The 24,102-nt window shown below is 71.5% G+C and carries 24 protein-coding genes and 1 tRNA gene; 14 read left to right on the forward strand and 11 right to left on the reverse strand.

Annotated elements, in window-relative coordinates; genetic code table 11:
• Positions 1 to 32: 32 nt before the first annotated feature.
• The 3 genes from ACZ63E_RS03120 to ACZ63E_RS03130 are packed head-to-tail and all read left to right on the forward strand — an operon-like array spanning position 33 to position 1,080.
• Positions 33 to 383, forward strand: a complete 351-nt coding sequence (locus tag ACZ63E_RS03120) for a hypothetical protein (RefSeq protein ID WP_465333878.1) — start codon at positions 33 to 35, stop codon at positions 381 to 383.
• On the forward strand, positions 371 to 712 hold the full coding sequence (locus ACZ63E_RS03125; RefSeq protein WP_465333880.1) for a hypothetical protein: 342 nt from the start codon (positions 371 to 373) through the stop codon (positions 710 to 712). The genes ACZ63E_RS03120 and ACZ63E_RS03125 overlap by 13 nt, the downstream gene beginning before the upstream one ends.
• Positions 709 to 1,080: a YbaB/EbfC family nucleoid-associated protein gene (locus ACZ63E_RS03130; RefSeq protein WP_465333882.1), complete on the forward strand. Its 372-nt coding sequence runs from the start codon at positions 709 to 711 to the stop codon at positions 1,078 to 1,080. The genes ACZ63E_RS03125 and ACZ63E_RS03130 overlap by 4 nt, the downstream gene beginning before the upstream one ends.
• Here the strand turns inward: ACZ63E_RS03130 and ACZ63E_RS03135 are convergent.
• The 7 genes from ACZ63E_RS03135 to ACZ63E_RS03165 form a co-directional block, all read right to left on the reverse strand.
• Positions 1,077 to 1,481: a hypothetical protein gene (locus ACZ63E_RS03135; protein WP_465333883.1), complete on the reverse strand. Its 405-nt coding sequence runs from the start codon at positions 1,479 to 1,481 to the stop codon at positions 1,077 to 1,079. The genes ACZ63E_RS03130 and ACZ63E_RS03135 overlap by 4 nt on opposite strands.
• Positions 1,478 to 4,207 (reverse strand): FtsK/SpoIIIE domain-containing protein, encoded by a 2,730-nt coding sequence (locus ACZ63E_RS03140; RefSeq protein ID WP_465333884.1) that lies wholly within the window; start codon positions 4,205 to 4,207, stop codon positions 1,478 to 1,480. Before ACZ63E_RS03140 ends, ACZ63E_RS03135 begins: the two co-directional genes overlap by 4 nt.
• Before the next feature lie 37 nt (positions 4,208 to 4,244).
• Complete coding sequence (locus ACZ63E_RS03145; RefSeq protein WP_465313074.1) at positions 4,245 to 4,490, reverse strand: hypothetical protein; 246 nt, start codon at positions 4,488 to 4,490, stop codon at positions 4,245 to 4,247.
• Between the two features lie 4 nt (positions 4,491 to 4,494).
• On the reverse strand, positions 4,495 to 4,755 hold the full coding sequence (locus tag ACZ63E_RS03150) for a hypothetical protein (RefSeq protein ID WP_285457569.1): 261 nt from the start codon (positions 4,753 to 4,755) through the stop codon (positions 4,495 to 4,497).
• Between the two features lie 372 nt (positions 4,756 to 5,127).
• The gene (locus ACZ63E_RS03155; RefSeq protein ID WP_465333886.1) at positions 5,128 to 5,997 is read right to left on the reverse strand and encodes a class I SAM-dependent methyltransferase; all 870 of its coding nucleotides are present in this window, start codon (positions 5,995 to 5,997) and stop codon (positions 5,128 to 5,130) included.
• Positions 5,998 to 6,100: 103 nt separating this feature from the next.
• Positions 6,101 to 6,185 (reverse strand) — tRNA-Ser (locus ACZ63E_RS03160).
• Positions 6,186 to 6,229: 44 nt separating this feature from the next.
• Positions 6,230 to 6,973, reverse strand: a complete 744-nt coding sequence (locus ACZ63E_RS03165) for a PP2C family protein-serine/threonine phosphatase (RefSeq protein WP_465333887.1) — start codon at positions 6,971 to 6,973, stop codon at positions 6,230 to 6,232.
• A 77-nt stretch (positions 6,974 to 7,050) separates the two neighbouring features.
• On the opposite strand from ACZ63E_RS03165, the gene ACZ63E_RS03170 reads away from it, so the two are divergent.
• The 4 genes from ACZ63E_RS03170 to ACZ63E_RS03185 all read left to right on the forward strand — a co-directional run bounded on the left by ACZ63E_RS03170 (position 7,051) and on the right by ACZ63E_RS03185 (position 13,359).
• The gene (locus ACZ63E_RS03170) at positions 7,051 to 8,742 is read left to right on the forward strand and encodes an HsdM family class I SAM-dependent methyltransferase (protein ID WP_465333889.1); all 1,692 of its coding nucleotides are present in this window, start codon (positions 7,051 to 7,053) and stop codon (positions 8,740 to 8,742) included.
• Positions 8,743 to 8,750: 8 nt separating this feature from the next.
• On the forward strand, positions 8,751 to 9,641 hold the full coding sequence (locus ACZ63E_RS03175; RefSeq protein WP_465333891.1) for a serine/threonine-protein kinase: 891 nt from the start codon (positions 8,751 to 8,753) through the stop codon (positions 9,639 to 9,641).
• Positions 9,642 to 9,773: 132 nt separating this feature from the next.
• Positions 9,774 to 10,424 carry a L,D-transpeptidase gene (locus ACZ63E_RS03180; RefSeq protein WP_465333893.1) on the forward strand — a complete coding sequence of 217 codons (651 nt, stop codon included), beginning with the start codon at positions 9,774 to 9,776 and terminating at the stop codon, positions 10,422 to 10,424.
• A gap of 100 nt (positions 10,425 to 10,524) precedes the next feature.
• On the forward strand, positions 10,525 to 13,359 hold the full coding sequence (locus ACZ63E_RS03185) for a PQQ-dependent sugar dehydrogenase (RefSeq protein ID WP_465333895.1): 2,835 nt from the start codon (positions 10,525 to 10,527) through the stop codon (positions 13,357 to 13,359).
• 59 nt (positions 13,360 to 13,418) lie between these two features.
• On the opposite strand, the gene ACZ63E_RS03190 is transcribed toward ACZ63E_RS03185, so the two are convergent.
• A complete protein-coding gene (locus ACZ63E_RS03190; protein ID WP_465333897.1) occupies positions 13,419 to 14,936 on the reverse strand; it encodes a 3-hydroxyacyl-CoA dehydrogenase in 1,518 nt (505 codons plus the stop codon).
• A 52-nt stretch (positions 14,937 to 14,988) separates the two neighbouring features.
• Between ACZ63E_RS03190 and ACZ63E_RS03195 the strand changes: the two genes are divergently transcribed.
• A complete protein-coding gene (locus ACZ63E_RS03195) occupies positions 14,989 to 15,579 on the forward strand; it encodes a TetR/AcrR family transcriptional regulator (RefSeq protein ID WP_465333899.1) in 591 nt (196 codons plus the stop codon).
• Here ACZ63E_RS03195 and ACZ63E_RS03200 read toward each other — a convergent pair.
• Positions 15,576 to 16,247 carry a TetR/AcrR family transcriptional regulator gene (locus ACZ63E_RS03200; RefSeq protein WP_465333901.1) on the reverse strand — a complete coding sequence of 224 codons (672 nt, stop codon included), beginning with the start codon at positions 16,245 to 16,247 and terminating at the stop codon, positions 15,576 to 15,578. The genes ACZ63E_RS03195 and ACZ63E_RS03200 overlap by 4 nt on opposite strands.
• 126 nt (positions 16,248 to 16,373) lie before the next feature.
• Here ACZ63E_RS03200 and ACZ63E_RS03205 point away from each other — a divergent pair, with 126 nt between their 5' ends.
• Positions 16,374 to 16,820, forward strand: a complete 447-nt coding sequence (locus ACZ63E_RS03205) for a nitroreductase family deazaflavin-dependent oxidoreductase (protein ID WP_465333903.1) — start codon at positions 16,374 to 16,376, stop codon at positions 16,818 to 16,820.
• Here the strand turns inward: ACZ63E_RS03205 and ACZ63E_RS03210 are convergent.
• Positions 16,810 to 17,010: a hypothetical protein gene (locus ACZ63E_RS03210; protein WP_465313085.1), complete on the reverse strand. Its 201-nt coding sequence runs from the start codon at positions 17,008 to 17,010 to the stop codon at positions 16,810 to 16,812. The genes ACZ63E_RS03205 and ACZ63E_RS03210 overlap by 11 nt on opposite strands.
• A 79-nt stretch (positions 17,011 to 17,089) precedes the next feature.
• Here ACZ63E_RS03210 and ACZ63E_RS03215 point away from each other — a divergent pair, with 79 nt between their 5' ends.
• Together ACZ63E_RS03215 and ACZ63E_RS03220 are read left to right on the forward strand one after the other, a co-directional pair.
• Entirely contained in the window at positions 17,090 to 18,244 is a 1,155-nt protein-coding gene (locus ACZ63E_RS03215; protein ID WP_465333905.1) for a sensor histidine kinase, read from the forward strand.
• Positions 18,241 to 18,897, forward strand: a complete 657-nt coding sequence (locus tag ACZ63E_RS03220; RefSeq protein ID WP_465333907.1) for a response regulator — start codon at positions 18,241 to 18,243, stop codon at positions 18,895 to 18,897. Before ACZ63E_RS03215 ends, ACZ63E_RS03220 begins: the two co-directional genes overlap by 4 nt.
• Before the next feature lie 58 nt (positions 18,898 to 18,955).
• Here ACZ63E_RS03220 and ACZ63E_RS03225 read toward each other — a convergent pair whose 3' ends face one another.
• Positions 18,956 to 19,579 carry a hypothetical protein gene (locus ACZ63E_RS03225; protein WP_465333909.1) on the reverse strand — a complete coding sequence of 208 codons (624 nt, stop codon included), beginning with the start codon at positions 19,577 to 19,579 and terminating at the stop codon, positions 18,956 to 18,958.
• Between the two features lie 175 nt (positions 19,580 to 19,754).
• On the opposite strand from ACZ63E_RS03225, the gene ACZ63E_RS03230 reads away from it, so the two are divergent.
• From ACZ63E_RS03230 to ACZ63E_RS03240, 3 genes are all read left to right on the forward strand, one after another.
• Positions 19,755 to 20,504, forward strand: a complete 750-nt coding sequence (locus tag ACZ63E_RS03230; protein WP_465333911.1) for a response regulator transcription factor — start codon at positions 19,755 to 19,757, stop codon at positions 20,502 to 20,504.
• Positions 20,482 to 22,005 (forward strand): sensor histidine kinase, encoded by a 1,524-nt coding sequence (locus tag ACZ63E_RS03235; protein WP_465333913.1) that lies wholly within the window; start codon positions 20,482 to 20,484, stop codon positions 22,003 to 22,005. The genes ACZ63E_RS03230 and ACZ63E_RS03235 overlap by 23 nt, the downstream gene beginning before the upstream one ends.
• A gap of 78 nt (positions 22,006 to 22,083) precedes the next feature.
• Positions 22,084 to 23,961: a glycosyltransferase family 39 protein gene (locus ACZ63E_RS03240; protein ID WP_465333915.1), complete on the forward strand. Its 1,878-nt coding sequence runs from the start codon at positions 22,084 to 22,086 to the stop codon at positions 23,959 to 23,961.
• Positions 23,962 to 24,102 lie beyond the last annotated feature (141 nt).

The following is a 24,102-nucleotide window of genomic DNA, read 5'->3' on the forward strand; positions in this document are numbered from 1 at the left end:
GCCGCGTGCCTGCGCAGCGAGCAGGCAGCCGGATGACGGTCTTCATGGCTGCCGCGGCAGCGGACTCCCCGGCTTCGCCGGCCGCCTACGTGCTCGGCATCCTCGTCTTCGGCACGATCGTGGTCGTCAGTGTCACGGTGAACGTCACACGGTTCAGGAAGTCCAGGAAGCCGCGAGAACACCAGATGGCGCTCCTTGCCGCCCGGCTCGACGGGCGTCGCCAGCTCTACGTCCGGTTCGACGAAACCGGCTTGGCGCAGGAGGACCTTCGTCGTGTGGGGTACAGCCGAGGCTACGGCCTGATCGAGCACAAGGTGGGCAAATACTACGAGTTCGTGTACGCGCCGCACCAGGCGGGGAGGCCGGGGCCGTGGGCGATTTGAATGTGTTTCACGAGTTCGAGGACATGGACCTCGCGGGCTCCAAGTTCAACGGCAGCGACGCGGAGTACTTCGGGACACTCGCTGTCTTGGCCGCGATCGTCCTTACCGCCGTCGGTGTGTACCTCTTCGTGAAGAGCAGGCAGAAGAAAGCGCGCATTCAGCGTCTCGCGCAGCAGTTGGACGGCCGCCCGCTGGTATACGTGCCCTACGCCGAATGCGGCCTGCCCGCTCCAGATGTGCTGAGCACCGCCCAGGCCCGCGGTTACGCCATGGCCCCGAACGGGGCGGCTTCGCGCTACGAATTCCTGCGACACCAGGGGAGGCCATGAACAACCCACAGCTGATCGAAGAAATGCGCTGGCAGCTAAGACAGATCGAAGACCGCAAAGCCGATAACCAGCGCCTCCTCGCGAGTATCGCCAGGAGTGCGCATACCACCGTCGTCTCGCCGGATCGGTCCGTCACCGTGCTGGCCGGGCCCGGGGGTGTTGTCAGCGAAGTGCGGCTCGCGCCCGAAGCCATGCGGCAGGACGCCGTCACGCTCAGCCGGATCATCACCGCCGCCGTGCGGGAAGCTGTGGCCGCCGGTGAGCGAGCGCCCGCCCAGCAAGCACAACCGCAACCGGCCAGACATACGCAACGCAGGCAAACCCCGGCCGACGAAGAAGAGCCCTACGACACCGTCTTCGACGTCTAGTCCGGCGGCTGCTCTCCCCGCTTCCCCGCCGCCCGCTTGGCCCGCCAGCCCAGCGCCAGCACGGCCTGCACCAGCTCCTGGTAACTCGGCTTGACCTCCTCCAGATACCGCTCCAGATACGCCGCCCGCGCCGTCGGGACCGGGCGGGGCTCGTCGCCCGGATGCAGCCACATCAAGCCCTGGATGTTGTGCAGCGCCATCTTCCACCAGCGCGTTGCGCGCTCGGCCGCCCTGGCTTCGCGGTCCGTTGCCGCCTCGATGGCGGTCTGGGCCTCCTCCAGTTCGCCCTCCAGCTCCTCGGCCCGCCGGAGCTCCCACTCACGCAGGTTCTCCGCCGAGCCCCGGGACAGGGCGATGATCTCCTTGTACCGCATGGCCGCGGTGGCGCCGTCGTCGGTCATGACGCGTTCTCCGGACGCTGGAACGGGATGATCACTTCGGGTGCGCCGTGCGTCGTCCGGTCGAAGAACAACGCGCGGCCGGGCCGTGGTGACCAGTGCACGACCTGGCCCGCCGCGAACGGGGCCAGCTCGTTGCCCTGGACGTCGAGCGCCGCCCACGTGCCGATGTCGTCGGTGCCGGCAAACCCCAGCGTGTCCTTCAACCTCGCGATGCTGCGCCACCAGCCGATCGTGTGGATGCCGTGGCCCGGCCCCTGTTTCAGCACCGTCCGCAGGTGGTCGAGCCCGCTCTTCAGCTGCCCGACGGCCTTGGCCTCCAACACCGGCAGCGCCGCGTCGACGCCGTACAGCAGCAGGATTTTCGCCCCGCCCGACATCGAACCGGCCAGCGACTCCAGCACCCCGGTCAGGTCCTCCACCAGGGACGCCGCGTGGCCGTCTGAGCGCAGCCGGTCGGCCAGCTCCAACGCCGCGGGCGCGCACGCCTCGATCGCGCAGCCCAGGACGAACTCGACCTCGCCCGGCTCGTACTGACGGGACAGCGACCGCGCCGCCGAGTCCAAAATGGACAACGCTTCCGCGGTGGCCGACCCCAGCACTGCGATGTTGCGGCCCGGCGCCCAGGAGAGGTCGACGCCGCACGCCGCCTCGGTGACGTCGATCGACTGGCCCAGCAGCGCCCGCGGCCGCGAGCTCGGCTTGAGGTCGAGGTACGCCGGGAACTGTTCCAGGATCGGCGAATGCGCGCCGTCGAACAGGCGGGGTCGCGGGAACCGGCCCGCGTACTCCTCCCACAGCCGGTGCTGCAGCCGGACGAACACGTTCTTGCTGCTCGCGTCCGGGATGTGGGCGAGCTGGTTGCCGTGCGCGATGCCGGAGTCGTGGTTGATCACGCCGTGCCACTTCGGCGCCGCCACCGCGGCGTTGTTCGTCTCGGCCAGCACGCGCCGCGCCTTCGGCATCGCGATCCGCAGCGTGCACTGCTCGAACACCGCCGGCTTGCCCCAGAACGCCTCGATGCCGGCGACGTCCTGGCTGGCCAGCACCATGTGGATGCCCTGCGACCGCCCGCGCCGCGCGATGTCTTCGAGCAGCTGCGTCGCCGTCGCCGTCACCTGGTCACGGCCGGCGAACAGGTACTGGAACTCGTCGATCACCGCGACGATCCGCGGCCAGTGCCCGCCCGGGTCGGCTTCGCGCAGGTCGGCGAGGTTCGTGACTTCGTGCTCCTTCGCCGCCGCCGAACGCCGTCGCAGCTCGTCGGCCAGGAAGCGCAGCAGCGCCAGGCCGAACTCGCGGTCGGTGTTGACGTTGACGCCGACCAGCCGCGCGTGCGGCAGCCAGCTCGCGTCCTTCCGGCCCGGCGCGAGACCGGCGAACGAGACGCCTTCCTTGAAGTCCAGCAGGTAGAGCGCCAGCTCGTTCGGGTCGTAGCGCGCCGCGAGACTGCCGAGCAGCGCGTACAGGAAGTTCGTCTTGCCCGAACCGGACGGTCCGCCGATGAGGGCGTGCGGGCTCGCGTCGCCGATCACGACCTCGACCGGCTCGCCCTCGAAGAACCCGACCGGGGCACGGAGTTCGCGCGCCGAGTTTTCCCGGCCCAGCTCGGTCGGCAGCAGGTCGTCGAACGAGCGCGGCCCGCCCTGCTTCGCGATCAGCGCCTTCGCGATCTTGTCGACGGCGCGGATCACCTGCCCGGACGGCATCGGCGGATCGAGGTCGACCATCAGGTCGGTGCCGGTCATGCTGCTGATCGCGTGCCGGTCGTCGACCAGGCTCAGCGTCTCGACCGGCGCGCTCACCGCCGTCGGGACGTCGACCATGACCAGGCAGATCCCGGCGGCCAGCGCGCCGCTCGCGACGCGCTTGAGGTCGCGGGCGCGTTCGGGTTCGAGGGTTTCGCCGTTGCCGTACAACACGACGACGCGGTACGGCTCGCCCCGCTGCTGGGTCGACTTGCGGATTTCGCGCAGCGACGTGAACCCGGCGGCCATGCCGGTCGCGTGGATGCGGCGGATGTGCCCGGCCAGCTCGTCGAGGAGGTCCTCGAGCCGGCCGGGGTCGTACAGCGAGAGCGCGCTGGTGGTGCTCAGCGGGTACAGGTCCGGCAGGATCGCGGTCAGCTGCCCGACGTCCCACAGGTGCACCCGCACGGCACCGGGTTCGAACGTCGAGAGCACGCGGATCAGCAGGTTCTGGACGATGCCATCGATCGTGGGCCGCGTCTTCGGCGCCGACGTGATCGCCAGGTGCGACTCGTCGAGCAGCGGCACCGCGACGTCGAACGTGCGGGTGGCGTCCCCGCCCGCGGCGGTCGCGGACCCGACGCGCCACAGGCCGGGCGAGGTCAGGCCGGGGTTGTGCCCGACCCGGCCGAGCCAGTCACCCGGCGGCAGGCCCGCCGGGCCCGGCGCGTTCTGGGCGACCAGCTCGCGCAGGGTCACCGGACCCTGGCTCCAGTCGGTGTAGAACGCGCTGCGGACACTGCCGAGCGCGCCGAACACCTCGTGCGCGGCCGGGTGGCGGGCCCACTCGTTCTGCTGTTCGGTGCTGGCGTGGTTCATGCCGACGCGGACGATGTCCCGCTCCAGCTGGAGTTTGGCGAGATCGGCCTCAGCGGCCTGTCGGGCGCCGGCCGCCGCGCCCAGCACCAGCCCGATCTGATGGCGGACGCGGTCGAGTGCGGTTTCGACGCGGTTGCGTTGCTCGGCTGACTTGCTGGCCATCGGCGTCCCCAAGAAAAGTCGTCCCCCGGAAAAAGGATTACAGGCGCGACCGGTATCCGCTCACCAGGTCCTCGGCGGTGCTCAGGCGGCCGAGGAGCTGGTCCAGCCCCTCGCCGGCCTGCGCGTACTGCGTCGGTAGCCAGGGATCGGCCTTGGCCTGGGCGTCCACGAGAGCTTGCCGGGCCTCTCCGAGCAGGCTTGTGGCCCGCTCGGAGTGGGCCCGCGCGTTCGCGAGCCCGTCCACGACGGCGGTGAGCAGCTGGTGGAGTTCGGCTAGCGTCATCCGGTCAGAGCCTGGCCGAATACGAGTCGGCGGAGGAGATGCTGGCCTGGATGGTGCTCTGCATACCGCTTATGTCGTGCAGGGCCTGGGCGAGCAGGCCGTGGGCCTGGCTCACTTCGTGCTGGCTGCTGCCCTGCGTCGCCTGGGCGAGCGACTGCTGGGCTTCTTCGAGAGACTGCGCTGCTTGCTGAAGGGCGGCGATGCCTGCGGACGCCTTTTCGTTGGCGAGCGCGATGCCAGCGCGGATCTCTTCGACTCCGGCCATCGGGCCTCTACTCCTCGGATATCTGGTGTCTTACGGGGGACGGATTCCATTGAAACAGATCCAACGACACAGCGTGATCATCTGATGATGCCGAGTGATCGCGGGTCCGGAATCAGCAAGGCCCCGGACGTGGGACGTCCGGGGCCGGGCCGATCACGGTCTGTGCGGGGGTCGTCCCGACACCAGTACCGCACACTGAAGTCGCTGGCCAGCGCTACCCCAGGTCAGAGCGGTTTTCGTGCCACTGCTGGCCTCTCTTGACGGGGCGGGCTCGGTTGCGGGTGAGAGTAACGCGACCGGAGCAACCGGCTTCGCTCGGCCCTGCTCGTAACTCCCCGTCAACGCGCGGAAAACGCCACAATCGAAGCGATTTCACATTTCGGGCCGCCGAAACTCCCAGACGAGCATCGCCGGCACGCCCTTGGCGGCCGCCCGCGCCGCGTCGGGCACCAGCGCGGCGAGGCTCCACGGCCAGAGCTCCCACGGCCCGGGCTCGGTCGTGGCGGGCGCGGGATCCTGGGGTGGCAGGCCCGGTTCCTCGCAGCGCACGACGGTCAGCCCGGCCGCCAGCGCGGCCCGCAGGTAGTCGCCGACGAGGTGCCGGTGCGAGACGATCCGCCCGGGCCGGCCGCCGGGTCCGCGCAGCGCCGGGATGGAACCGCGGGCGACGGATTCGGGGTGGACGTCACAGATGACGACGGTCCCGCCGGGCCGCAGCACCCGTGCGAACTCGGCGAGCACTGGTCCCAGGTCGGCGACGTGCGTCAGGGCGAGTCCGCAGACGACCAGATCCACGGCGGCGTCGTCGACGGGTAGTTCGGTCAGGTCACCGAGCCGGAAGTCGCCACCTGCCGCCTTCGCGAGCATCGCGGGCGAACTGTCGACACCGATGACGCGATGACCCCGCCCGGCGAGGATCCGCGCGTACCGGCCGGTGCCACAGGCGGCGTCGAGGGCGTCGCCGGGCGGGAGGTCGTCGAGGATCTTTTCGAGCAGTGGCTCGTCGAGCGTGAAGGCGGCGTTGCCGGGGTTGTCGTAGGAGGGGGCCCAGATCTCGTAGCCGGGCACGGAGTCGAGCCGCTCACTGGTGACGGCTTCGGTCAGTGACGCGTCGTCCAGCAGCCGGCGGACCTCGGTGAGCCGGGCCTCGACGAACTCGCGGTCGAACTCGCCGGTGAACCCGCGTAGCAGGGCCAGGCCTTCGATGCCGAGGAGGTAGGCGAGGGGGTGTTCGTAGGTCACGCCTGGGACGGTAGGGGCGAGGATTCGGGGCGGGCCACCGAATTCCGGCACCGAAACGACAAAACGCCGGGCGCGCGGCCCGGCGTTTTGCCTGATCAAACGGCGGAGGATACAGGATTCGAACCTGCGAGGGCGTGAACCCAACACGCTTTCCAAGCGTGCGCCTTAGGCCGCTCGGCCAATCCTCCGCAGGAGACGATACCGGATGGTCATCTCGTGGTCTGAAGGTGGGTCAGCGCGTGACGTCGGCGACCACGCACGTGATGTTGTCCGGGCCGCCGGCCTCGTTGGCCAGGCGGATCAGCTCCGGGATCGTGTCCGCCGGCTCCGGGATCGATGCCAGGACGTCGCGCAGGGTGGCCTCGCTGACCGGGCCGCTCAAGCCGTCCGAACACAGCAGTACCCGGTCGCCTTCGGTCGGCTTGAACGTCCAGATGTCGGGGTCGCCGGATCCCGCCGTTTGCAACGCTTTCATCAGCAGCGACCGCCGTGGGTGGGACTCCGCGTCTTCCGCCGCCACGCGGCCGTCCTCCACCAGTGCCTGGACGAGCGTGTGGTCGCGGGTCAGGCGGCGCAGGCCACCCTCGTGCAGCACGTAACCGCGGGAGTCGCCGATGTGGGCCGCCGCGAACTCGATGCCGTCGAACAACAGGGCCGTCAGTGTTGTGCCCATGCCTTCGGTTGTCGGCTCCTGGGACGCCACCTCGGTCAGCCGCTGGTCGATCGACTTGACCACGCCGGCCATCGTCGCGGCCAGGTCGACACTCGTGAGATCGATCCGGCGCAGGTCGACCTCCAGCTCACGCAGCACGTCCACCGCGGTCGCGCTGGCCACCTCGCCGTGCGGCTGACCGCCGATGCCGTCGGCCACCGCGAGCAGGCGGGAACTCGCGTACAGCGAGTCCTCGTTGACCCGGCGACGCCGGCCGACGTCCGACCCCGCGGCGTACCGCAGGACGTACCGATCGTGTGTCATGCCCCCATGAAAGCATTGGTTGACTGAGTTCACAACCATGACGGCTGAATGGAGCATCCTCCGATAGAGTCCTCGCCATGGACGACGACGCCACGGTCAGCGCGGCCGACATCGCGCGGCTCGCCGGGGTCGGCCGGGCCGCGGTGAGCAACTGGCGACGTCGTTACCCGGACTTCCCGCAGCCCGTCGGCGGCACGGCGTCGAGCCCGCTGTTCGGCCTGTCCGACGTCGCCGGCTGGTTCCGCGCGCGCGGCAAGAAGTTCGAGCTGACCGCGGGCGAACGCGCCTGGCAGCGCCTGCGCGCCCTCGGTGACGACCTCGACCTCGCCGCGCGCGTGAGCCGCGCCGGGGTCTTCTTCGCTTTCCAGGCCGGGATTTTCGACACTTTCGACAGCAAGCTCGACGACCCCGAGCTGCTCACCCTGCTCAGCGAGATGACCCACCAGACCGGGCCGGTCGAAGCGTTCGAACTGTTGTGCCACCGGTACTTCGAGGCCCACTCACGGCGGCTGTCGACCACGCCGGAGCCGGTCGCCGAGCTGATGGTCCGGCTCGCCGGGCCGGTCTCGGCGATCCTCGACCCCGCGTGCGGCTTCGGCGCGCTCGCGCTGGCGAGCGGCGCCAAAACCGTGCTGGGCCAGGACAGTGACCCCATGACGGCGTCGATCGCGGCACTTCGGCTGCGGCTGCGCGGCATCGAGGCCGAGGTCTACGCGGTCGACGCGCTGCGTGAAGACGCTTTCACCGGCCGCGTCGCCGAAGCCGTGCTGTGCGATCCGCCGTTCAACGAACGGGCCTGGGGGCACGACGAGCTCGTCGGCGACGAGCGCTGGGAGTACGGCCTGCCGCCGCGGGGCGAGCCCGAGCTCGCCTGGGTGCAGCACTGCCTGGCCCACGTCGAACCCGGCGGCACCGTGGTAATCCTGATGCCGGGCGCGGCCGCCGGGCGGCGCAGCGGCAAGCGCATCCGCGGCAACCTGCTGCGCGCGGGCGCGGTCCGCGCGGTCGTCACGCTGACCGCGGCGGGCCCGGACCTCTGGCTGCTGCGGCGGCCGGTGCCCGGCGAACGGCCGCCGTCGACCGTGCTGCTCGGCGAAGCGGGCGATGATCTGTCCACAGTGGATACCAGCTGGCAGGAGTTCCTGGCCCGCCCCGAATCCGGCGTCCGGATCATCGACCTGCTCGACGACGACGTCGACCTCACGCCGGCCCGGCGCCGCGCCCGCGACGAGGACCTCGGGCAGGCTTTCCAAGCCGTGCAACACCATTTTGCCGAGCTGGCGCCCCAGCTGCCGGTGCTCAAGACGGCGGACACCGAACCCGCGTTCACGACGATCGGTGAGCTGGTCAAGGCGGGGATCGTCGAGGTGAAGCACGCGGCTCGCGCGGACGCCGAGCCTCCGGTGGCCGAGGAGGGTGACGTCGTCGCGTCGGTGACCGGCGTCGCGTACGTCCACAGTGGACCACCGGAGCCGGTCGGCGCCGGGCTCACCGTGTACCGCGTCGACCCGGACCGGCTGGACGCGGGTTTCCTGGCCGGCTGCCTGCGTGCGGCCGACCTGCCCGCCGCGTCCGCGTCGACCCGGATCGACGGCAGGCGGGTGCGGATTCCGCGGTGCCCGATCGCCGTCCAGCGGGAATACGGACTGGTCTTCCGGCGGCTCGCGGAATTCGACGCCGTCCTGCGCGAGACGGCGGAAACCGGCCGTGAGCTGGTCCGGCTAGGCTTCGCTGGACTTGTCGAAGGACGGCTCAAGCCGGGCCATTAGGGGAACGGATGCTGATCGCCGACCGCTACGAGCTCGACGAGCTGCCGCTCGGCCGCGGCGGGATGGGCGCGGTGCACGGCGGGCACGACCGCCGGCTGGGCCGGCGCGTGGCGATCAAGCTGCTCAGGCTGCCGGGCCGGGACGAGGAGCTCGAAGCCCGCTTCGCCCGCGAGGCGCGGATCCTGGCGACGCTCGACCACCCCGGCGTCCCGACGTTGTACGACTACGGCACGCACGATGACCGGTTGTTCCAGGTCATGCAGTTCGTCGAGGGCGTGACGGTGGCGGATCTGCTCGCCGAGCACGGGCCGCTGCCGGTGCCGTGGGCCGCGGCGATCGCGGCGCAGGCGTGCGCGGTGCTGACCGCCGCCCACGCGCTCGCCGTCTGTCACCGCGACCTCAAGCCGTCCAACCTGATGCTCGGGCCCGACGGCGGGGTGAAGGTGATGGACTTCGGGCTGGCGGTGCTGCGCGAAGCCGACGCCGCGCAGTTCACGCGGGCCGGGCAGCTGCTGGGGACACCGTCGTACATGGCGCCCGAGCAGATCCAGCGCGGCGGCGCCGAACCGCGCAGCGACCTGTACGCGCTGGGGTGCGTGCTGCACGAGATGCTCACCGGGCGGCGGCTCTTCGACGGGCCCACGGCGTACGCGGTGTTCGAGCGGCAGGTCAAGGAGCTGCCGGCGCCGGTGCCGGGGATTCCGAAGCAGCTCAACGCGCTGCTCGCGGAGATGCTCGAGAAGGACCCTGAAGCGCGGCCGCCCGGCGCGGCGGCGCTGTACGAGCGGCTCGGCGCTTTTGTCGGCGCGCTGCCGCCGCTGCCGGGGTTCCTGGTGCCGCCGTCGGTGCCGAGCCCGGGCCGGATGTACGCGCGGATGCTGGGGCGCGTCACCGGCTGAGTCCCGGGCATCCGCAAGACGAGAGACCCGGCATCTACCCAATCGTGACCTTCGCCGACGAACCTTCACCGGGTGACCACCGTCTTTACGGGTGTCCAAAGGCGATGATCGAGTAGCTGGGGGTACCGGATCGTGAAAAGGCTTCTGGCGGGAGCGGCCGCGCTGGCCACCGCATTCGTGCTGGCCGCCTGCTCCGGCGGTGGCGCCGCGGGCGGGGCGAACGCCGGTGGTGGGGCCGTCGCGGCCGCGGGGACCGGTGGGGGGACGCCGGCCACCTCGAGCACCACCGCCGCCCCGACGACGACGTCGAGCGCGACACCGACACCGACCCCCACCCCGACCACGTCGAAGGCCGCGCCGACCACCACGGCCAAGCCGAAGCCCAAGCCGAAGCCGCAGCCCGCGGCGAACGACTCCGGGGTTCCGTGCGCCGCCGCGGCGGCCGCTTCCGGCACCGCGGCCTGTGTCGACCTCTCCGCGCACAAGGCGTGGATCCTGCAGGGCGGCAAGGTCGTCTACGGGCCGGTGCCGATGCTGCCGGGCCGCAAGGGCTACGCGACGCCGACCGGCACGTTCCACGTGCTCTCCAAGGAGAAGATGCACCTCTCCAAGGAGTTCGACAACGCGAAGATGCCGAACTCGGTCTTCTTCTACCCGGGCGACGCCTTCCACACCGGCAGCCTCTCGGTCTACTCGCACGGCTGCATCCACCTGTCTGCGAGCGCGTCCCTGAAGTTCTTCAACACTTTGCACGTCGGTGACGTGGTGCAGGTTGTGCCGTAACAACCACGCACAGTAGGTCACAGTCAGATAACTTCACTCTGTCGAGTGCAACTGGCCCCCCTGTTCAGGCGATAAGTGATCGCTTGGGAAGGGGGGCCAAATGGCCTTGGCAAAACTTCGGGCACTCCGTCACGCCCTCGTGGCGGCCGTGCTCGCAGGGGCGTTGCTGCCCGTCGTGTCCACTGGGGTGGCGACGGCGGCAACAACACTCCCGCAGGGATTCGTCCTGCGGGACACCAGCACCGGGCTGGGACAGCTTCAGCTCACCGATTTCGCGTACCTGCCGGACCAGTCCGTTCTCGCCACGGCGAAGGACGGCCGCGTCCAGTGGGTCCCGGCCACCGGGACGCCCCGGACGATCGCGGCCCTGCCGTCGACCCGGGTCGCGGGTGACCTCGGTCTGGTGGGCCTGGCCGTCGCGCCGGACTACGCGACTTCGCACTCCATCTACCTGACGCGGTCGATCAACGGCAGCAACGGCTTCGTCATGCGGTTGTCGCGGTTCACGGTGACCGTCGACGCGGCGGGCGCGCCGACCGGGCTGACCGGCGAGCAGTCGCTGTTCGAGGTGCCCGGGTTCCACGACGTCCACGGCATCAACGGGATCGTCGCCGCCGCGGACGGCACGATCTGGACGTCCGTCGGCGACAACGGGGACTTCACGCAGGTCGACCCGGGTTCGCTGCGGGCACAGGACGTCAACCAGCCGTACGGCAAGATCTTCCACCTCGCGGCCGACGGCAAGGGGGTGCCGGGAAACCCTTACTACGACACGGCGAACCCCTCGTCCACCGCGAGCAAGGTGTTCGCGCGCGGGTTCCGCAACCCGTTCCGGTTCAGCATCGACCAGAACCTCGGCCTGCCGGTCGCCGGTGACGTCGGCTGGAACACCTGGGAAGAGGTCGACGTCGTCCAGCGCGGCGCCAACCAGGGCTGGCCGTGCTGGGAAGGCAACCACCCGACGCCGGGTTACAGCGGCCTCGCGGGTTGTGCCGGCGTGCCGAACCAGCCGCCGCTCGTGGAGTTCCTCCACGGTGAAGGCCCGATGCAGGCCAACAGCGTCACCGGCGGCATCGTCTACAACGGATCGAGCTACCCGGCCGCCTACCGCGGGTCGTACTTCTTCGGCGACTACGTGCGCAACAAGATCTGGACTCTGCGATACGACGACCAGGGCCAGCTCACGCAGGCTCCGGAGAACCCGCCGGCCTTCACCGGCATCGGCGGCCCGACCAAGTTCGCGGCGGCGCCGAACGGCGACATCGTCTACGCCGACATCCTGACCGGGAACCTGCGGCGGCTGACCTACTCGGCGAACAACACCGCGCCGGTGGCGAAGGCGACGACGACCACCGATCCGGACGCCCGCACGGTGTCGTTCGACGGCTCCGGCTCGGTCGACTACGACAACGACCCGCTGAAGTACGACTGGGACTTCGGTGACGGCGCCACCGCCGTCGACGCCGGCCCGAAGGTGAACCACACCTACGCGGCGGGCACCGAGTCGTTCACCGCGAAGCTCACGGTTCGGGACCCGCTGGGCGCCACCGGCACGACCGACATCCAGGTCGCGCCCGGCAACCACACGCCGGAGCTCACGCTGACCACGCCCGGGGACACCGCGACCTTCGCGGTCAACCAGCAGGTCTCGCTGAGCGCCACCGCCACGGACGCCGAGGACGGCACGCTGCCGGTCACCTGGACCACCGCGGTCCGGCACTGCCCGAGCGAAGCGACCTGTCACTCGCACCCGGGTGTCGGCGGCACCGGGGCGAGCTTCGCGCAGCCGTTCACCGACCACCCGGACTCCCGCATGGAGTTCATCGCGACGGTGACCGACAGCGCGGGTGTGGTCACGACCAAGACGTACACGGCGATGCCGCGCCAGCACCGGCTCACCCTGCTCAGCACGCAGCCCGCGGCGCTGAGCATCCCGGTCGAGGGCGGGGTCAGCTCGGCGCTGGTCACCGAGGGTGCCAAGTTCGACGTCGAGGCCGCACCGCTGGGCATCGACGGCGTCTCGAAGTTCACCGGCTGGCAGGGCGGTCCCACGGACACCACGTGGATCGTCACCGTCGGCACGGGTGACATGACGCTGACGGCGAACTACGCCACGCCGATCGACCAGCGCTACGACGGCGACGCCGCGTTGCGGGCGAAGCTCGGGGCGCCGACGGCGGCCGAGGTCACCGACGGTCCGGTCCACTACCGCGCCTACGCGAACGGCCGGCTGTACTGGAGCGCCCTGGGTGGCGTGAAGTACGTGACCGGTCCGGTGCTGGACAAGTACGTCGCCCTCGGCGGCAGCAACGCGCTCGGTGTCCCGACCTCGGACACCGCGTCCACTCCGGACGGTGTCGCGCAGTACAGCCACTTCAACAACAACGGGAACATCGGGTCGATCTACTACACCGCGGCGACGGGTGCGCACTCGATCTACGGTGAGATCCGGAAGAAGTGGGCGGCGCTGGACTACGAGCGCGGGCTCGGTTACCCGACGACCGACGAGTCCGGCACGCCGGACGGGGTCGGCCGGTACAACCACTTCGTCAAGGGCGGCAACGTCGGGTCGATCTACTTCACGGCCGCGACGGGCGCGCACGCGATCTTCGGTGAGATCCGGAAGAAGTGGGCGGAGTACGGGTACGAGCGCGGGCTCGGCTACCCGACGACCGACGAGGGCACGACCCCCGACGGCGTCGGCCGGTACAACCACTTCAGCCTCGGCCACTCGATCTACTACACGGTGGCCACGGGTGCGCACGCCGTGAAGGGCGAGATCCGCAAGCGCTGGGCGGCGCTCGGGTGGGAGCGGTCCTACCTGCGTTACCCGACGACGGACGAGTACGTCACGGGAGGGGTGTACCGCAGCGACTTCCAGGGCGGTTACATCACCTACACCGTCGCGGGCGGGGCAGTCGACCGTCCCTGGTGACGTCTGAGTGAGCAGAAGCGGGCCGTCTCCGGGTTTCCGGAGGCGGCCCGCTTCGCGTTTCAGGAGCGCAGGTCGGCCGGGGTCGTGCCCGGCGCCGTCAGCGGCAGGCCGAGGGCGACGCGCTCGGTGAGCCACGGGCTCGGCCGGTACCGCGGGTCGCCGGTGGTGGCCAGCAGGCCGCGCAGGATGCGCAGCACGACGTCGCCGCCGACGAGGTCACCCCAGGCCAGCGGCCCGCGCGGGTACCCGAGGCCGAGGCGGACGGCGGTGTCGACGTCGGCGGGGGTGGCCAGCTGCTGGCCCGCGATGAAGCACGCCGTGTTGACGATCGACGCGAGCAGCCGCTGCGCGACCGGGGCCGGCCCGTCGCGGACGACGGTCACCGGGCGTCCGGTCGCGGCCAGCGCGCCCCACGCGGCGCGGCCCGCCGCCGGGTCGAGCCCGGCGTGCACGGACATCGTGAGCCGGCGTTCGTAACCGCCGAGCGGGTCGACGCCGGCGACGCGGGCGGGCGGCAGTCCCGCGCGGGTCGCGGCGTCCACAGTGGACTCGCCGTAGAGCGGGACGAGCAGGACCGCGTCCGGGTAGGCGTCGGACACCACGTGCACCCCCGCCGAGGACAGCACCCGCGCGAGGTGCTCGTCGGCGGTGAACACCGGGCTCGTCGGCTTCGGCGGCGCCGCGGGCTCGTCGGCGACCTGCTGCTTCCCGTCGGCGTACGAGTAGAACCCTTCGCCGTTCTTGCGCCCGAACAGCCCGGCGGCGACGCGCGGCCGGGTCAGCCACGACGGCCGCAGCCGCGGTTCGCCGTGGAAGCCGCTCCAGATGCTTTCCAGCACGGCGTGCGACACGTCGAGCCCGGTCAGGTCGAGCAGCTCGAACGGCCCGAGCTTCAGCCCGAGGACATCGCGGGCGACCCGGTCGACGTCGGCAGGTTCGGCGAGCGCCTCGGCGAGGATCTGCAGCGCCTCGGTGTTCAGGCCGCGGCCGGCGTGGTTGACCAGGAAGCCCGGCGCGTCCTTCGCCAGCACCGGCTCGTGGCCCCAGCTCTTGACCAGCTCCAGTGCTTCGCCGGGCAGCCAGTCGTACGTGCGCGTGCCCGGGACGACTTCGACCAGGCGCATCAGCGGCACGGGGTTGAAGAAGTGCAGCCCGAGGAGCCGGCCCGGGTCGGCCAGCTCGGCGGCGATCTCGGTGACCGACAGGGAGCTGGTGTTCGTCGCGAAGATCGTCTCCTGTGGACAGACGCGCTCGAGGCCGGCGAACAGGGCCCGCTTCGTCGCGATGTCCTCGCGGACGGCCTCGACGACGAGGTCGACGCCGTCGGCGGGCGCGTCCGGCGCGTCCACCGCGACCAGCCGGTCCTTGACCGCCTGCGGGTCGTCGAGCTTGCCCTTGCCGGCCAGCTTGTCGGCCATGCCGCCGATGAACTCGATCGCTTCGGTGACGGCTTCGCGCCGGACGTCGGCCAGCTCTACGGTCACCCCCGCCGTCGCGGCCAGCTGAGCGATCCCGCGGCCCATCACCCCGGTCCCGATCACCCGGATCCTGCCGACCTTCCCGGCCCACCCCGTCACGTCGTGCCCGCCTTCCCGCCGATGCTCACCGGGCGACGGTACCGTCTCGGCCGTGACGGGGAAGCGCCTGACGCGGGCGGAAAGCCGCGAACGGACGAAGGACCGGTTGCTCACGGCCGCCGCCGAGCTGTTCGCCGAGCGCGGGGTCAACGGCGCCTCGGTCGAGCAGATCGCCGAACGCGCCGGGTACACGCGCGGGGCGTTCTACGGCAACTTCGACGGCAAGCACGACCTGGTCGTGGCCCTGCTGGCGCGACGCCGTGAGCAGGAAGCCGTCGAAGTCGCGGCGCTGCAGGGTGATGTCCTGGCGCGGCTGAAGGAGTGGCACGCCGAGCGCGCCGAGCACCTGCCCGAGTGGTTCGCGCTGCGCACCGAGCTGACGCTGTACGCGCTGCGCAACCCGGCCGCGCGGCCGTCGGCCGGGGAGAACGAGCGCGCCGCGCGGGAGCTGATCGAGACGGGCGTGCGCGCGACGTTCGCCGAGCGCGGGATCGAGCCGCCGGCGGATCCGGCGTTCCTGGCGCTGATCATCCACGCGCTGGAGGACGGCCTGCTCCGGCAGCGGTACCTCAGCCCGGACGGCACCAGTGACACGGTGATCGCCGACGCCGTCGAGCTGCTGCTGCGGACCTGGCTGCGTTAGAGCCCGACGAACTCCGCCATCCGCAGCGCCGTGTGCGCGAAGAACTCGTCGGCCGGGTCGACACTGCCGACGTACTGGCCGAACAGGTCGAAGTTGATCGCTCCGAACAGCTGGGTCCAGGCCATGATCAGCCGGGCCACGGTTTCCGGCCCGGAGACGATCCCGAGGACCTTCGTGAGGGCCTCGGCCTGGGCGCGCAGCCGGGGTGGGACGTCGCCGTGGACGTCGCGAAGTTCGGTGTGCGTGAGCACCTTGACCAGGGCGAACGCGACCCGGGACGCCGGCGCGACGGTGTCCTGCGGCGCCTGGTAGCCGGGGATCGGCGAGCCGTAGATCAGCGCGTATTCGTGCGGGTGCGCGCGGGCCCACTCGCGCGTCGCCCGCCAGATCGCCAGCCACCGGTCGCGTGGTTCGCCCTCGCCCGGGTCGGCCTGCTCCGCGGCCTCGCCGATCGCGTTGTAGGCGTCGACGATCAGGTCGGTCAGCAGCCGGTCGCGGCTGGGGAAGTAGCGGTAGAGCGCGGACGACACCATGCCCAGCTCCCGCGCCACCGCGCGCAGCGAAAGCCCGTGCGCGCCGACCTCGGCGAGCTGGCGGCGGGCCTCGTCCTTGATCTCCTGGGTCAGCTCGGCGCGGGCGCGTTCGCGCGCGGTGCGGGTCGCGGTCATGAGGCTCAGTGTGCCATGGCGGAGAGCGGCGCACCAAATCGAGAGCACTGCTCTTGACAACGTGTCGCGACCCGTGTTCACTGCTCTTAACCGAGAGCACTGCTCTCCCAAACTTCGGAGGACACCATGACTGCCGCCCGCTACATCGAGCCGAAGAAGGCCACCAACGTCTTCAACGAGGCCGTCGCGAAGCTGACCCGGATGGGCTTCAGCGTCTGGGGCAGCCGGGTGCTGACCGTCGTCGGCCGCAAGAGCGGCGAGCCGCGGTCGGTCCCGGTCAACCTGCTGACCGTCGACGGCGTGCGCTACCTGGTCGCCCCGCGCGGCGAGACGCAGTGGGTGCGCAACCTGCGCTCGGCCGGCCAGGGCACGCTGAGCGTCGGGCGCCGCGTCGAGGAGTTCACCTTCCGCGAGCTGGGCGACGACGAGAAGCCCGGCATCCTGCGCCCCTACCTCAAGCGCTGGAAGTTCGAGGTCGGCGTGTTCTTCGACGGGGTCGACGCCAAGGCGTCGGACGAGAAGCTGCGCGAGATCGCGCCCGGCTACCCGGTCTTCGAGATCTTCACGAAGTAGGTTTGCGCCGCTTCGTCAGGTTCGCCGCGATCAGGACCACGCCGAGCAGGAACGCGACGAGCCCGATCAGGAACCACAGCTTCTGGCCGGTCATGAAGCTGCCGGTGATGACGCCGATGCCCTGCAGCACCCAGACGGCGCCGACGAGCAGGAGCACAACCCCGACCGCGAAGGTGATCCAGCGCCTCATCCACCCAGTCTGGCACGCGTTCGGGCCAGTCGCCGGGAACGGGCCCGGCGACGGCCCCGGTTAGGGCAGAGTTGCGGGGGTGCACGACATCAGCGGGTCACTGCGGCGGCAGTCGCTGCTCGTCGCGCTGGTCTGCATCGCCTGCGACGCCATGCTCTTCAGCGTGCGGGGGCCGCTCGGCGACGGCCGCTGGCAGCCGTGGGCGGTGCTGGCCGGCGGGGTCGCCGTCAACGCCGCGCTCGCCGGGCCGGCCCGCTACTCGGGCTGGGTGTCGTTGGCGCACGCCCTGCTCTTCGCCGCGTCACCCGTGCTGATCAGCACCACTACGGGGTACGTCGTCGGCAACAACGCCGGCATCCTGATCGCCGGGTACCGCGCCGGCGCCTGGCTGCGCCCGAAGCCGGCGGTGCTCGCGTTGCTCGTGATGCTCGCCGGGGTCACCGCGGGCTGCATCGAAGGCGGCGGCCGGACGGCGGGTGACCTGCGGCTGATCGCGGTCAGTGTCAGCGTCAGCGCACTCCTGCCGTGGCTGGTCGGCCGGTACACCACCGCCCGGCGTGCCTACATCGCCGACCTCGAGCGGGCAGCGGACGAACGCCGTCAGCACGAGGAAGAAGCCGTGCGGCGGGCCGTCACCGAGGAGCGCACGACCATCGCGCGCGACCTCCACGACGTCATCTCCCACCACGTCAGCGCCATCGGGGTGCACGCCGGCGCGGCCCGGCTCGGGCTGCCCGACGGCGCCGAACCGGCGCGGAAGTCCCTCGGCGCCGTCGAGTCCGCGAGCCGGTCGGCGATGGCCGACCTGCGCCGGCTGCTCGACCTCCTGCACGCCGAGGCCGGCGCCGGGCAGCCCGGGCTCGACAACCTCGACGAGCTGGTCGAGACCGTCCGCGCCGCCGGCCTGCCCACCCGGCTGACCCTGCTCGGCGAGCCCCGCGAACTGCCGGGCTCGCTCGACGTCGCGTTGTACCGGATCGCGCAGGAGGCCCTGACCAACGCGCTGCGGCACGGCACGGGCCCGGTCGAAGTCGAGCTAAACCACGGCCGCACCGAGATCGTGCTCACGGTGACGAACGGCCTGTGCGCCGGCCGCACCGCGCAGGGCGACCACGCGCACCGCGGGCTGGCGGGCATCCGCCAGCGCGTCACGCTGTTCGGCGGCCAGGTCTCCTACGGCGAGACCGGTGAGCACTGGCAGCTGCGCACGACCTTCCCGGTGGAGAGCACATGATCCGCGTCCTGCTGGCCGACGACCACGCGATGTTCCGCTCCGGGATGCGCGCGCTGCTCGACACCCAGCCCGACTTCACCTGCGTCGGCGAGGCGTCCGACGGCCGCGAAGCCGTCGCCGAAACCGCGCGGCTGCGCCCGGACGTCGCGGTCCTCGACGTCCGGATGCCCCGCCTCGACGGCCTCGCCGCGACCGAGGCGATCCTCGCCGCGCCGGGCAACGACACGCGTGTCCTCGTGCTCACGACGTACGACGCCGACGAGTACGTCTACCGCGCGCTGCGCGCCGGGGCGAGCGGGTTCCTGCTGAAGAGCCTGGCGCCGGAGGAGCTCGTCGCGGCGATGCGGGTCGCGGCGCGCGGGGACGCGCTGATCGACCCGTCGGTGACCCGGCGGCTGGTCGCGAAGTTCGCGTCCGTGCTCGAACCGGCGGCCGCGGAGCCGCCCGAGCTGGCGCGGCTGACCTCGCGTGAACGTGAGGTGCTGCTGCTGATCGCCAACGCGTCCAGCAACGCCGAGATCGCGCGGCAGCTGCACGTCGGCGAGGAGACGGTCAAGACGCACGTGTCGCGGGTGCTGTCGAAGCTCGGGTTGCCCGACCGGGTGCACGCGGTCGTCTACGCCTACCGGCACAACCTCGTCCCCGGAAGCTGAGCCGGGCGGGAACGCCCGGTGCGGCGGGAGGGGGACGCCGCACCCGGGCATTCCCTGGTCAGTTCGACGGCCGCGCCGAGTAGCCGCCGCGGCGCTGGCCCGGCTGGCGCTGGCCCGCTTCGAAGCCCTGGCCGAGCGTCGTCGCCGTGGCCGTCTGGCCGTCGACCTTCGCCACGACCGTGATGTTCGTGGAGCCCTGCTGCACGTCGCCCGTCTTCTGGGTCGACGAGTCGAGCGTGTACGTCTGCTTGTAGCCGTCCTTGCTGGTCAGCGTCACCGAAGTGGCGCTCAGCTCGGTGACGTCGCCGGTCTGCAGGCGCTCGGTCGTGTAGCCGCCGTGCGGGTTGGCCACGACGAAGTCGCCGTGCAGGGCGTCCCGCATGGCCGCCATGCCACCGCCGAACCCGCCGCCCGGCATGCCCTGGCCGCGGAACTGGCCGCCGCCCGGGCCGCCGAAACCGCCGGGACCCTGCTGGGCGCTGTTGTCGGCGCTGCTGGTGCCGGCCCAGATCGCCGCGCCGCCGCCGGCCGCGATCACCACCGCGATGCCGGCCGCGATCGCCGTCTTCTTGCCGGACCAGCCCTTCTTGGGCGCCGCGGGGGCCGGGTCGCCCCAGCTCGCCGGGGCCGGCTGGCCGGCGGGCGCCGGCTCGCTCTGGGGCGTGTTCGGCTCGGTCGTCATCGTGTCCTCCGGTCGTACCCACACTGGTCCAGCCCAGGTTCACCGCCGTGGCTGTGTTTGAGCTGTGCGGGCCGTCAGCACGCGCTGTGGCTCCCTTACCCGAACGAAGGACCTTCACAGGAAACGCACAGCGATCACACAGCGAGGACTGAAGCGCCGCCGAGAAGGTGGCACTATGACCGCTATGAACGCCACGTCACCCGGCCCCGGCAAGGCCGACCTGCGCCGCGCCGACGGGAGCCCGGTGCGGGTCCTCGTCGTCGACGACGAGTCGACGCTGGCCGAGCTCGTCTCGATGGCCCTGCGGATGGAGGGCTGGGAGGTGCGCAGCGCGGGGGACGGCACCGAGGCCGTCCGGATCGCGCGCGACTTCCGGCCGGACGCCGTGGTGCTCGACGTCATGCTCCCCGACTTCAGCGGCCTCGAAGTGCTGCGGCGCATGCGATCCGAGGCGCCGCACCTGCCCGTGCTGTTCCTGACGGCGAAGGACGCCGTCGAAGACCGGATCGCCGGGCTCACCGCGGGCGGCGACGACTACGTCACCAAGCCCTTCAGCCTCGAAGAGGTCGCGCTGCGGCTGCGCGCGCTGCTGCGCCGGGCCGGCGGGGTGACCGGCTCGAGCGGGTCGCAGCTGGTCGTCGGCGATCTCACCCTCGACGAGGACAGCCGCGAGGTGCACCGCGGCGGCGAGCTGGTGCCGCTGACCGCGACCGAGTTCGAGCTGCTGCGCTACCTGATGCGCAACCCCAAGCGGGTGCTGTCGAAGGCGCAGATCCTGGACCGCGTGTGGAGCTACGACTTCGGCGGTCAGGCCAACATCGTCGAGCTCTACATCTCCTACCTACGCAAGAAGATCGACGCCGACCGCGAGCCGATGATCCACACCATGCGGGGCGCCGGATATGTCCTCAAGCCAGCGGGCTGAGCGGCGGCGGTTCCGGGCCCAGCGGCCGTGGTCGCTGCGACGGCGGCTGATCGTCCAGCTCGCCGCTCTGCTCGCGCTGGTGTGCCTGGTCGTCGGCGTGGTGACGGAGTTCGCGCTGAGCGAGTTCCTGGTGGGCCAGCAGGACAAGCGGCTCGCCGCGGCGACCGACCGCGCCGCGCACGGGGCGGACCGGCCGCCGCCGTGGACCTACGACGGACAGGCTCCGCCGCCGGATCCGCTGCGCGCGCTCGGCCAGGGCGAGGGCACGCTCGCCGCCGTCCAGATCGGCTCGCTGTACACCGGGTCGGTGATCGACTCCACCGTAGCCAGCTCGCTGCCGAAGCAGCGGCGAGCGCCGTTCCGGAACATCGAAAAGGGCCAGACGCTGGCCCTGCTCGCCGTGCCGTCCGACGGGAAACCGCACAGCATCGACCTCGGCGGCAAGCTCGGGGACTACCGCGTCGTCTCGACGACGTCGCCCGGCGGTGAGAAGACCGTCATCGGCCTGCCGCTCAAGGACGTCAACGAGACGCTGTGGCGGCTCGGCTTCATCCTCGGCGGCGTTGCGCTCGCCGGGATCCTGGTGGCGGGCGCGGTCGGCGCGGCGACGATCCGCCGCACGATGCAGCCGCTCGACCGGCTGGCCGCGACCGCGACCCGCGTCTCCGAACTGCCGCTGGACCGCGGCGAGGTGGCGCTGTCCGAGCGTGTCCCGGACGCCGACACCGACCCGAACACCGAGGTCGGCAAGGTCGGCTCGGCGCTGAACCGGATGCTGCAGCACGTCGCGAACGCGCTCACCGCGCGGCACGCGAGCGAGAACCGCGTCCGCCAGTTCGTCGCGGACGCGAGCCACGAGCTGCGCACGCCGCTGGCGGCGATCCGCGGGTACGCGGAGCTGACCCGGCGCAGCGGTGAGCAGGTGCCGCCGGACGTCGCGTTCGCGATGAGCCGCGTCGAGTCCGAGTCGCGCCGGATGACCACGCTGGTGGAGGACCTGCTGCTGCTGGCCCGCCTCGACTCGGGACGGCCGGTGGTGCACGAGTGGGTGGACCTGTGCCGGCTGGTGGCCGACGCGGTCGCGGACGCGCACGTCGCGGGCCCGGACCACAAGTGGCTGATGGACGTGCCGGGCGAGCCGATCGGCGTGCTCGGCGACGCGGGCCAGCTGCACCAGGTGGTGATCAACGTGCTGGCCAACGCGCGCACGCACACCCCGGCGGGGACGACGGTCATGGCGTCACTGTCCACTTCGGACGGTGTGGTGCGCCTGCGGGTGAGCGACGACGGCCCGGGCATCCCGCCGGACATCCTCCCGGACATCTTCGAGCGCTTCGCCCGCGGTGACAATTCGCGGTCGCGGGCGGCGGGCAGCACCGGCCTGGGCCTGGCGATCGTCGCCGCGGTCGTGGGCGTGCACGGCGGGCGGGTCGGGGTGCACAGCCGTCCCGGCCGGACGGAGTTCGAGATCACGTTCCCGGAGGCCCCGGCGCCGGAGTGACCCGATCGTGGCGGACGCACAGCCGTCGCACAGCTTCGGCACAAGTTCACCACATGCGCCGCCCACACGGTGGGCAGCATGACGACCACGCTGTCGGCGCCCGAACACGCCCAGCCCGCGCCCCGGGCCGCCCGCCCGCCGCGGTGGATCAAGCCTTCCGTCGCCGCGCTGCTGCTCGGGACCGGGCTGCTCTACCTGTGGGACCTGGCCAAAACCGGCTGGGCCAACGACTTCTACGCGATGGCGGCGCAGGCCGGCACGTGGAGCTGGAAGGCGCTGTTCTTCGGCTCGCTCGACCCGGGCAACGTCGTCACGGTCGACAAACCGCCGCTCTCCCTGTGGGTCATGGGGCTCTCGGGCCGGATCTTCGGCTTCTCGAGCTGGAGCCTGCTGGTGCCGAACGCGCTCGCCGGCGTCGCGTCGGTGGGCCTGCTGTACCTGGCCGTGCGCCGGCTTTCGGGGCCGGGCGCCGGGCTGCTCGCCGGGGCCGGGCTCGCGCTGACGCCGGTCGCCGCGCTCATGTTCCGCTACGACAACCCGGACGCCTTCCTGGTGCTGCTGCTCGTCGCCGGCGCGTACTGCGTCGTGCGCGCGCTCGAGCACGCGAGCACGAAATGGCTGGTGCTCGCCGGGGTCTGCGTCGGGTTCGGCTTCCTCGACAAGATGCTGCAGGCGTTCCTCGTGCTGCCCGCCTTCGTGCTGGTGTACGCGGTCGCGGCGCCGACGTCGCTCGGGCGCCGCATCGGCCAGCTGTTCGCCGCGGCGGGCGCGGTGCTCGTCTCGGCCGGCTGGTGGATCGCGGTCGTCGCGCTCTGGCCGGTCGCGGACCGGCCCTACATCAGCGGGTCGACCGACAACACCGTGCTGGAGCTGGCTTTCGGGTACAACGGCCTCGGCCGGATCTTCGGCGAAGGCCGGGGTGGTGGCGGAGGCGGGACGTTCGCGCCGCCGTCCGGCGCGGGTGGCGGCTTCGGCGGCGGTTTCGGCGGGGAGACCGGGCTGACGCGGCTGTTCAGCGGGGAGTTCGGCGGCGAGGCGTCGTGGCTGCTGCCCGCCGCGGTCCTCGGCCTGGTCGCGGGCCTGTGGTTCACCCGGCGCGCGCCGCGCACCGACCGGACGCGGGCCGCGCTGCTGCTCTGGGGCGGCTGGCTGGTCGTCACCACGCTGGTGTTCAGCTACATGAGCGGCATCATCCACCCGTACTACACGGTCGCGCTGGCGCCCGGGATCGCCGCCACGCTGGGCATCTCCGCCCGTGAGCTCTGGCGGGGCCGGGCCAACTTCGCGGCCCGCGCGGTGCTCGCGGTCATGCTCGCGGTGACGGCGGTCTGGGGCTTCGTGCTGCTCGCGCGGACGCCGGAGTGGCAGCCGTGGATCCGCTACGCGCTGCTCGTATCGAGCGCGGCCGCGGTGCTGGCGCTGCTCTTCGGCGCCGACCGGTTCCGCCGTCTCGGGCCGGTCGTGGCCGTGCTGGGCCTGTGCGGCGCGTTGCTCGGGACGACGTCCTTCACGCTGGCCACGGCGGCGAACGCGCACGCGGGCGGGACGCCGTCGTCCGGTCCGGTCGCGGCGGCGAGCGGACGCGGTTTCGGCGGCCGGGGCGGCTTCGGCGAGGGACAGGCCGACACCGCGGTGATCACCCTGCTCAAGGCCACGACGACGAAGTGGGCCGCGGCGCAGAGCGGCGCGATGCAGTCGGCCGGGCTGGCGCTCTCGAGCGGACGGCCGGTGCTCGCGATCGGCGGGTTCAGCGGCAGCGACCCGGCGCCGACGCTCGCGCAGTTCCAGCAGTACGTCGCCGCGGGCGACATCCACTACTACGTCGCCGGCGGGCGGGGCGGTTTCGGCGGCGGCCGCGGGACCTCGGGGGAGATCCAGGCGTGGGTCGAGCAGACCTTCGCGCCGCAGACCGTCGGGAGCGCCACCGTTTACGACCTCACAAAATCTGTCAATTGATCGAAATAGCTCCGATTGTTTCGGTCTTGTTAACAGTGGCGGAATCATTCGCGGTCTCCCGGCCGGTGCGGTAGTCCCGGGTGGGCTCATCTGTTCGAACACCATTCCGGCCAGCGGCACATTACGAACGATTGTTCGGTT

This window comes from Amycolatopsis sp. NPDC104819, assembly GCF_055583145.1.

What these genes read in the sequence shown, in the direction of transcription:
- ACZ63E_RS03225 (WP_465333909.1), bottom strand. Translation starts at nt 19,579, where the DNA reads ATGACGACCGAGCCGAACACGCCCCAGAGCGAGCCGGCGCCCGCCGGC.
- ACZ63E_RS03175 (WP_465333891.1), top strand. Translation starts at nt 8,751, where the DNA reads ATGCTGATCGCCGACCGCTACGAGCTCGACGAGCTGCCGCTCGGCCGC.
- ACZ63E_RS03205 (WP_465333903.1), top strand. Translation starts at nt 16,374, where the DNA reads ATGACTGCCGCCCGCTACATCGAGCCGAAGAAGGCCACCAACGTCTTC.
- ACZ63E_RS03170 (WP_465333889.1), top strand. Translation starts at nt 7,051, where the DNA reads ATGGACGACGACGCCACGGTCAGCGCGGCCGACATCGCGCGGCTCGCC.
- ACZ63E_RS03145 (WP_465313074.1), bottom strand. Translation starts at nt 4,490, where the DNA reads ATGACGCTAGCCGAACTCCACCAGCTGCTCACCGCCGTCGTGGACGGG.
- ACZ63E_RS03220 (WP_465333907.1), top strand. Translation starts at nt 18,241, where the DNA reads ATGATCCGCGTCCTGCTGGCCGACGACCACGCGATGTTCCGCTCCGGG.
- ACZ63E_RS03165 (WP_465333887.1), bottom strand. Translation starts at nt 6,973, where the DNA reads ATGACACACGATCGGTACGTCCTGCGGTACGCCGCGGGGTCGGACGTC.
- ACZ63E_RS03140 (WP_465333884.1), bottom strand. Translation starts at nt 4,207, where the DNA reads ATGGCCAGCAAGTCAGCCGAGCAACGCAACCGCGTCGAAACCGCACTC.
- ACZ63E_RS03120 (WP_465333878.1), top strand. Translation starts at nt 33, where the DNA reads ATGACGGTCTTCATGGCTGCCGCGGCAGCGGACTCCCCGGCTTCGCCG.
- ACZ63E_RS03210 (WP_465313085.1), bottom strand. Translation starts at nt 17,010, where the DNA reads ATGAGGCGCTGGATCACCTTCGCGGTCGGGGTTGTGCTCCTGCTCGTC.
- ACZ63E_RS03235 (WP_465333913.1), top strand. Translation starts at nt 20,482, where the DNA reads ATGTCCTCAAGCCAGCGGGCTGAGCGGCGGCGGTTCCGGGCCCAGCGG.
- ACZ63E_RS03230 (WP_465333911.1), top strand. Translation starts at nt 19,755, where the DNA reads ATGACCGCTATGAACGCCACGTCACCCGGCCCCGGCAAGGCCGACCTG.
- ACZ63E_RS03130 (WP_465333882.1), top strand. Translation starts at nt 709, where the DNA reads ATGAACAACCCACAGCTGATCGAAGAAATGCGCTGGCAGCTAAGACAG.
- ACZ63E_RS03240 (WP_465333915.1), top strand. Translation starts at nt 22,084, where the DNA reads ATGACGACCACGCTGTCGGCGCCCGAACACGCCCAGCCCGCGCCCCGG.
- ACZ63E_RS03185 (WP_465333895.1), top strand. Translation starts at nt 10,525, where the DNA reads ATGGCCTTGGCAAAACTTCGGGCACTCCGTCACGCCCTCGTGGCGGCC.
- ACZ63E_RS03135 (WP_465333883.1), bottom strand. Translation starts at nt 1,481, where the DNA reads ATGACCGACGACGGCGCCACCGCGGCCATGCGGTACAAGGAGATCATC.
- ACZ63E_RS03200 (WP_465333901.1), bottom strand. Translation starts at nt 16,247, where the DNA reads ATGACCGCGACCCGCACCGCGCGCGAACGCGCCCGCGCCGAGCTGACC.
- ACZ63E_RS03150 (WP_285457569.1), bottom strand. Translation starts at nt 4,755, where the DNA reads ATGGCCGGAGTCGAAGAGATCCGCGCTGGCATCGCGCTCGCCAACGAA.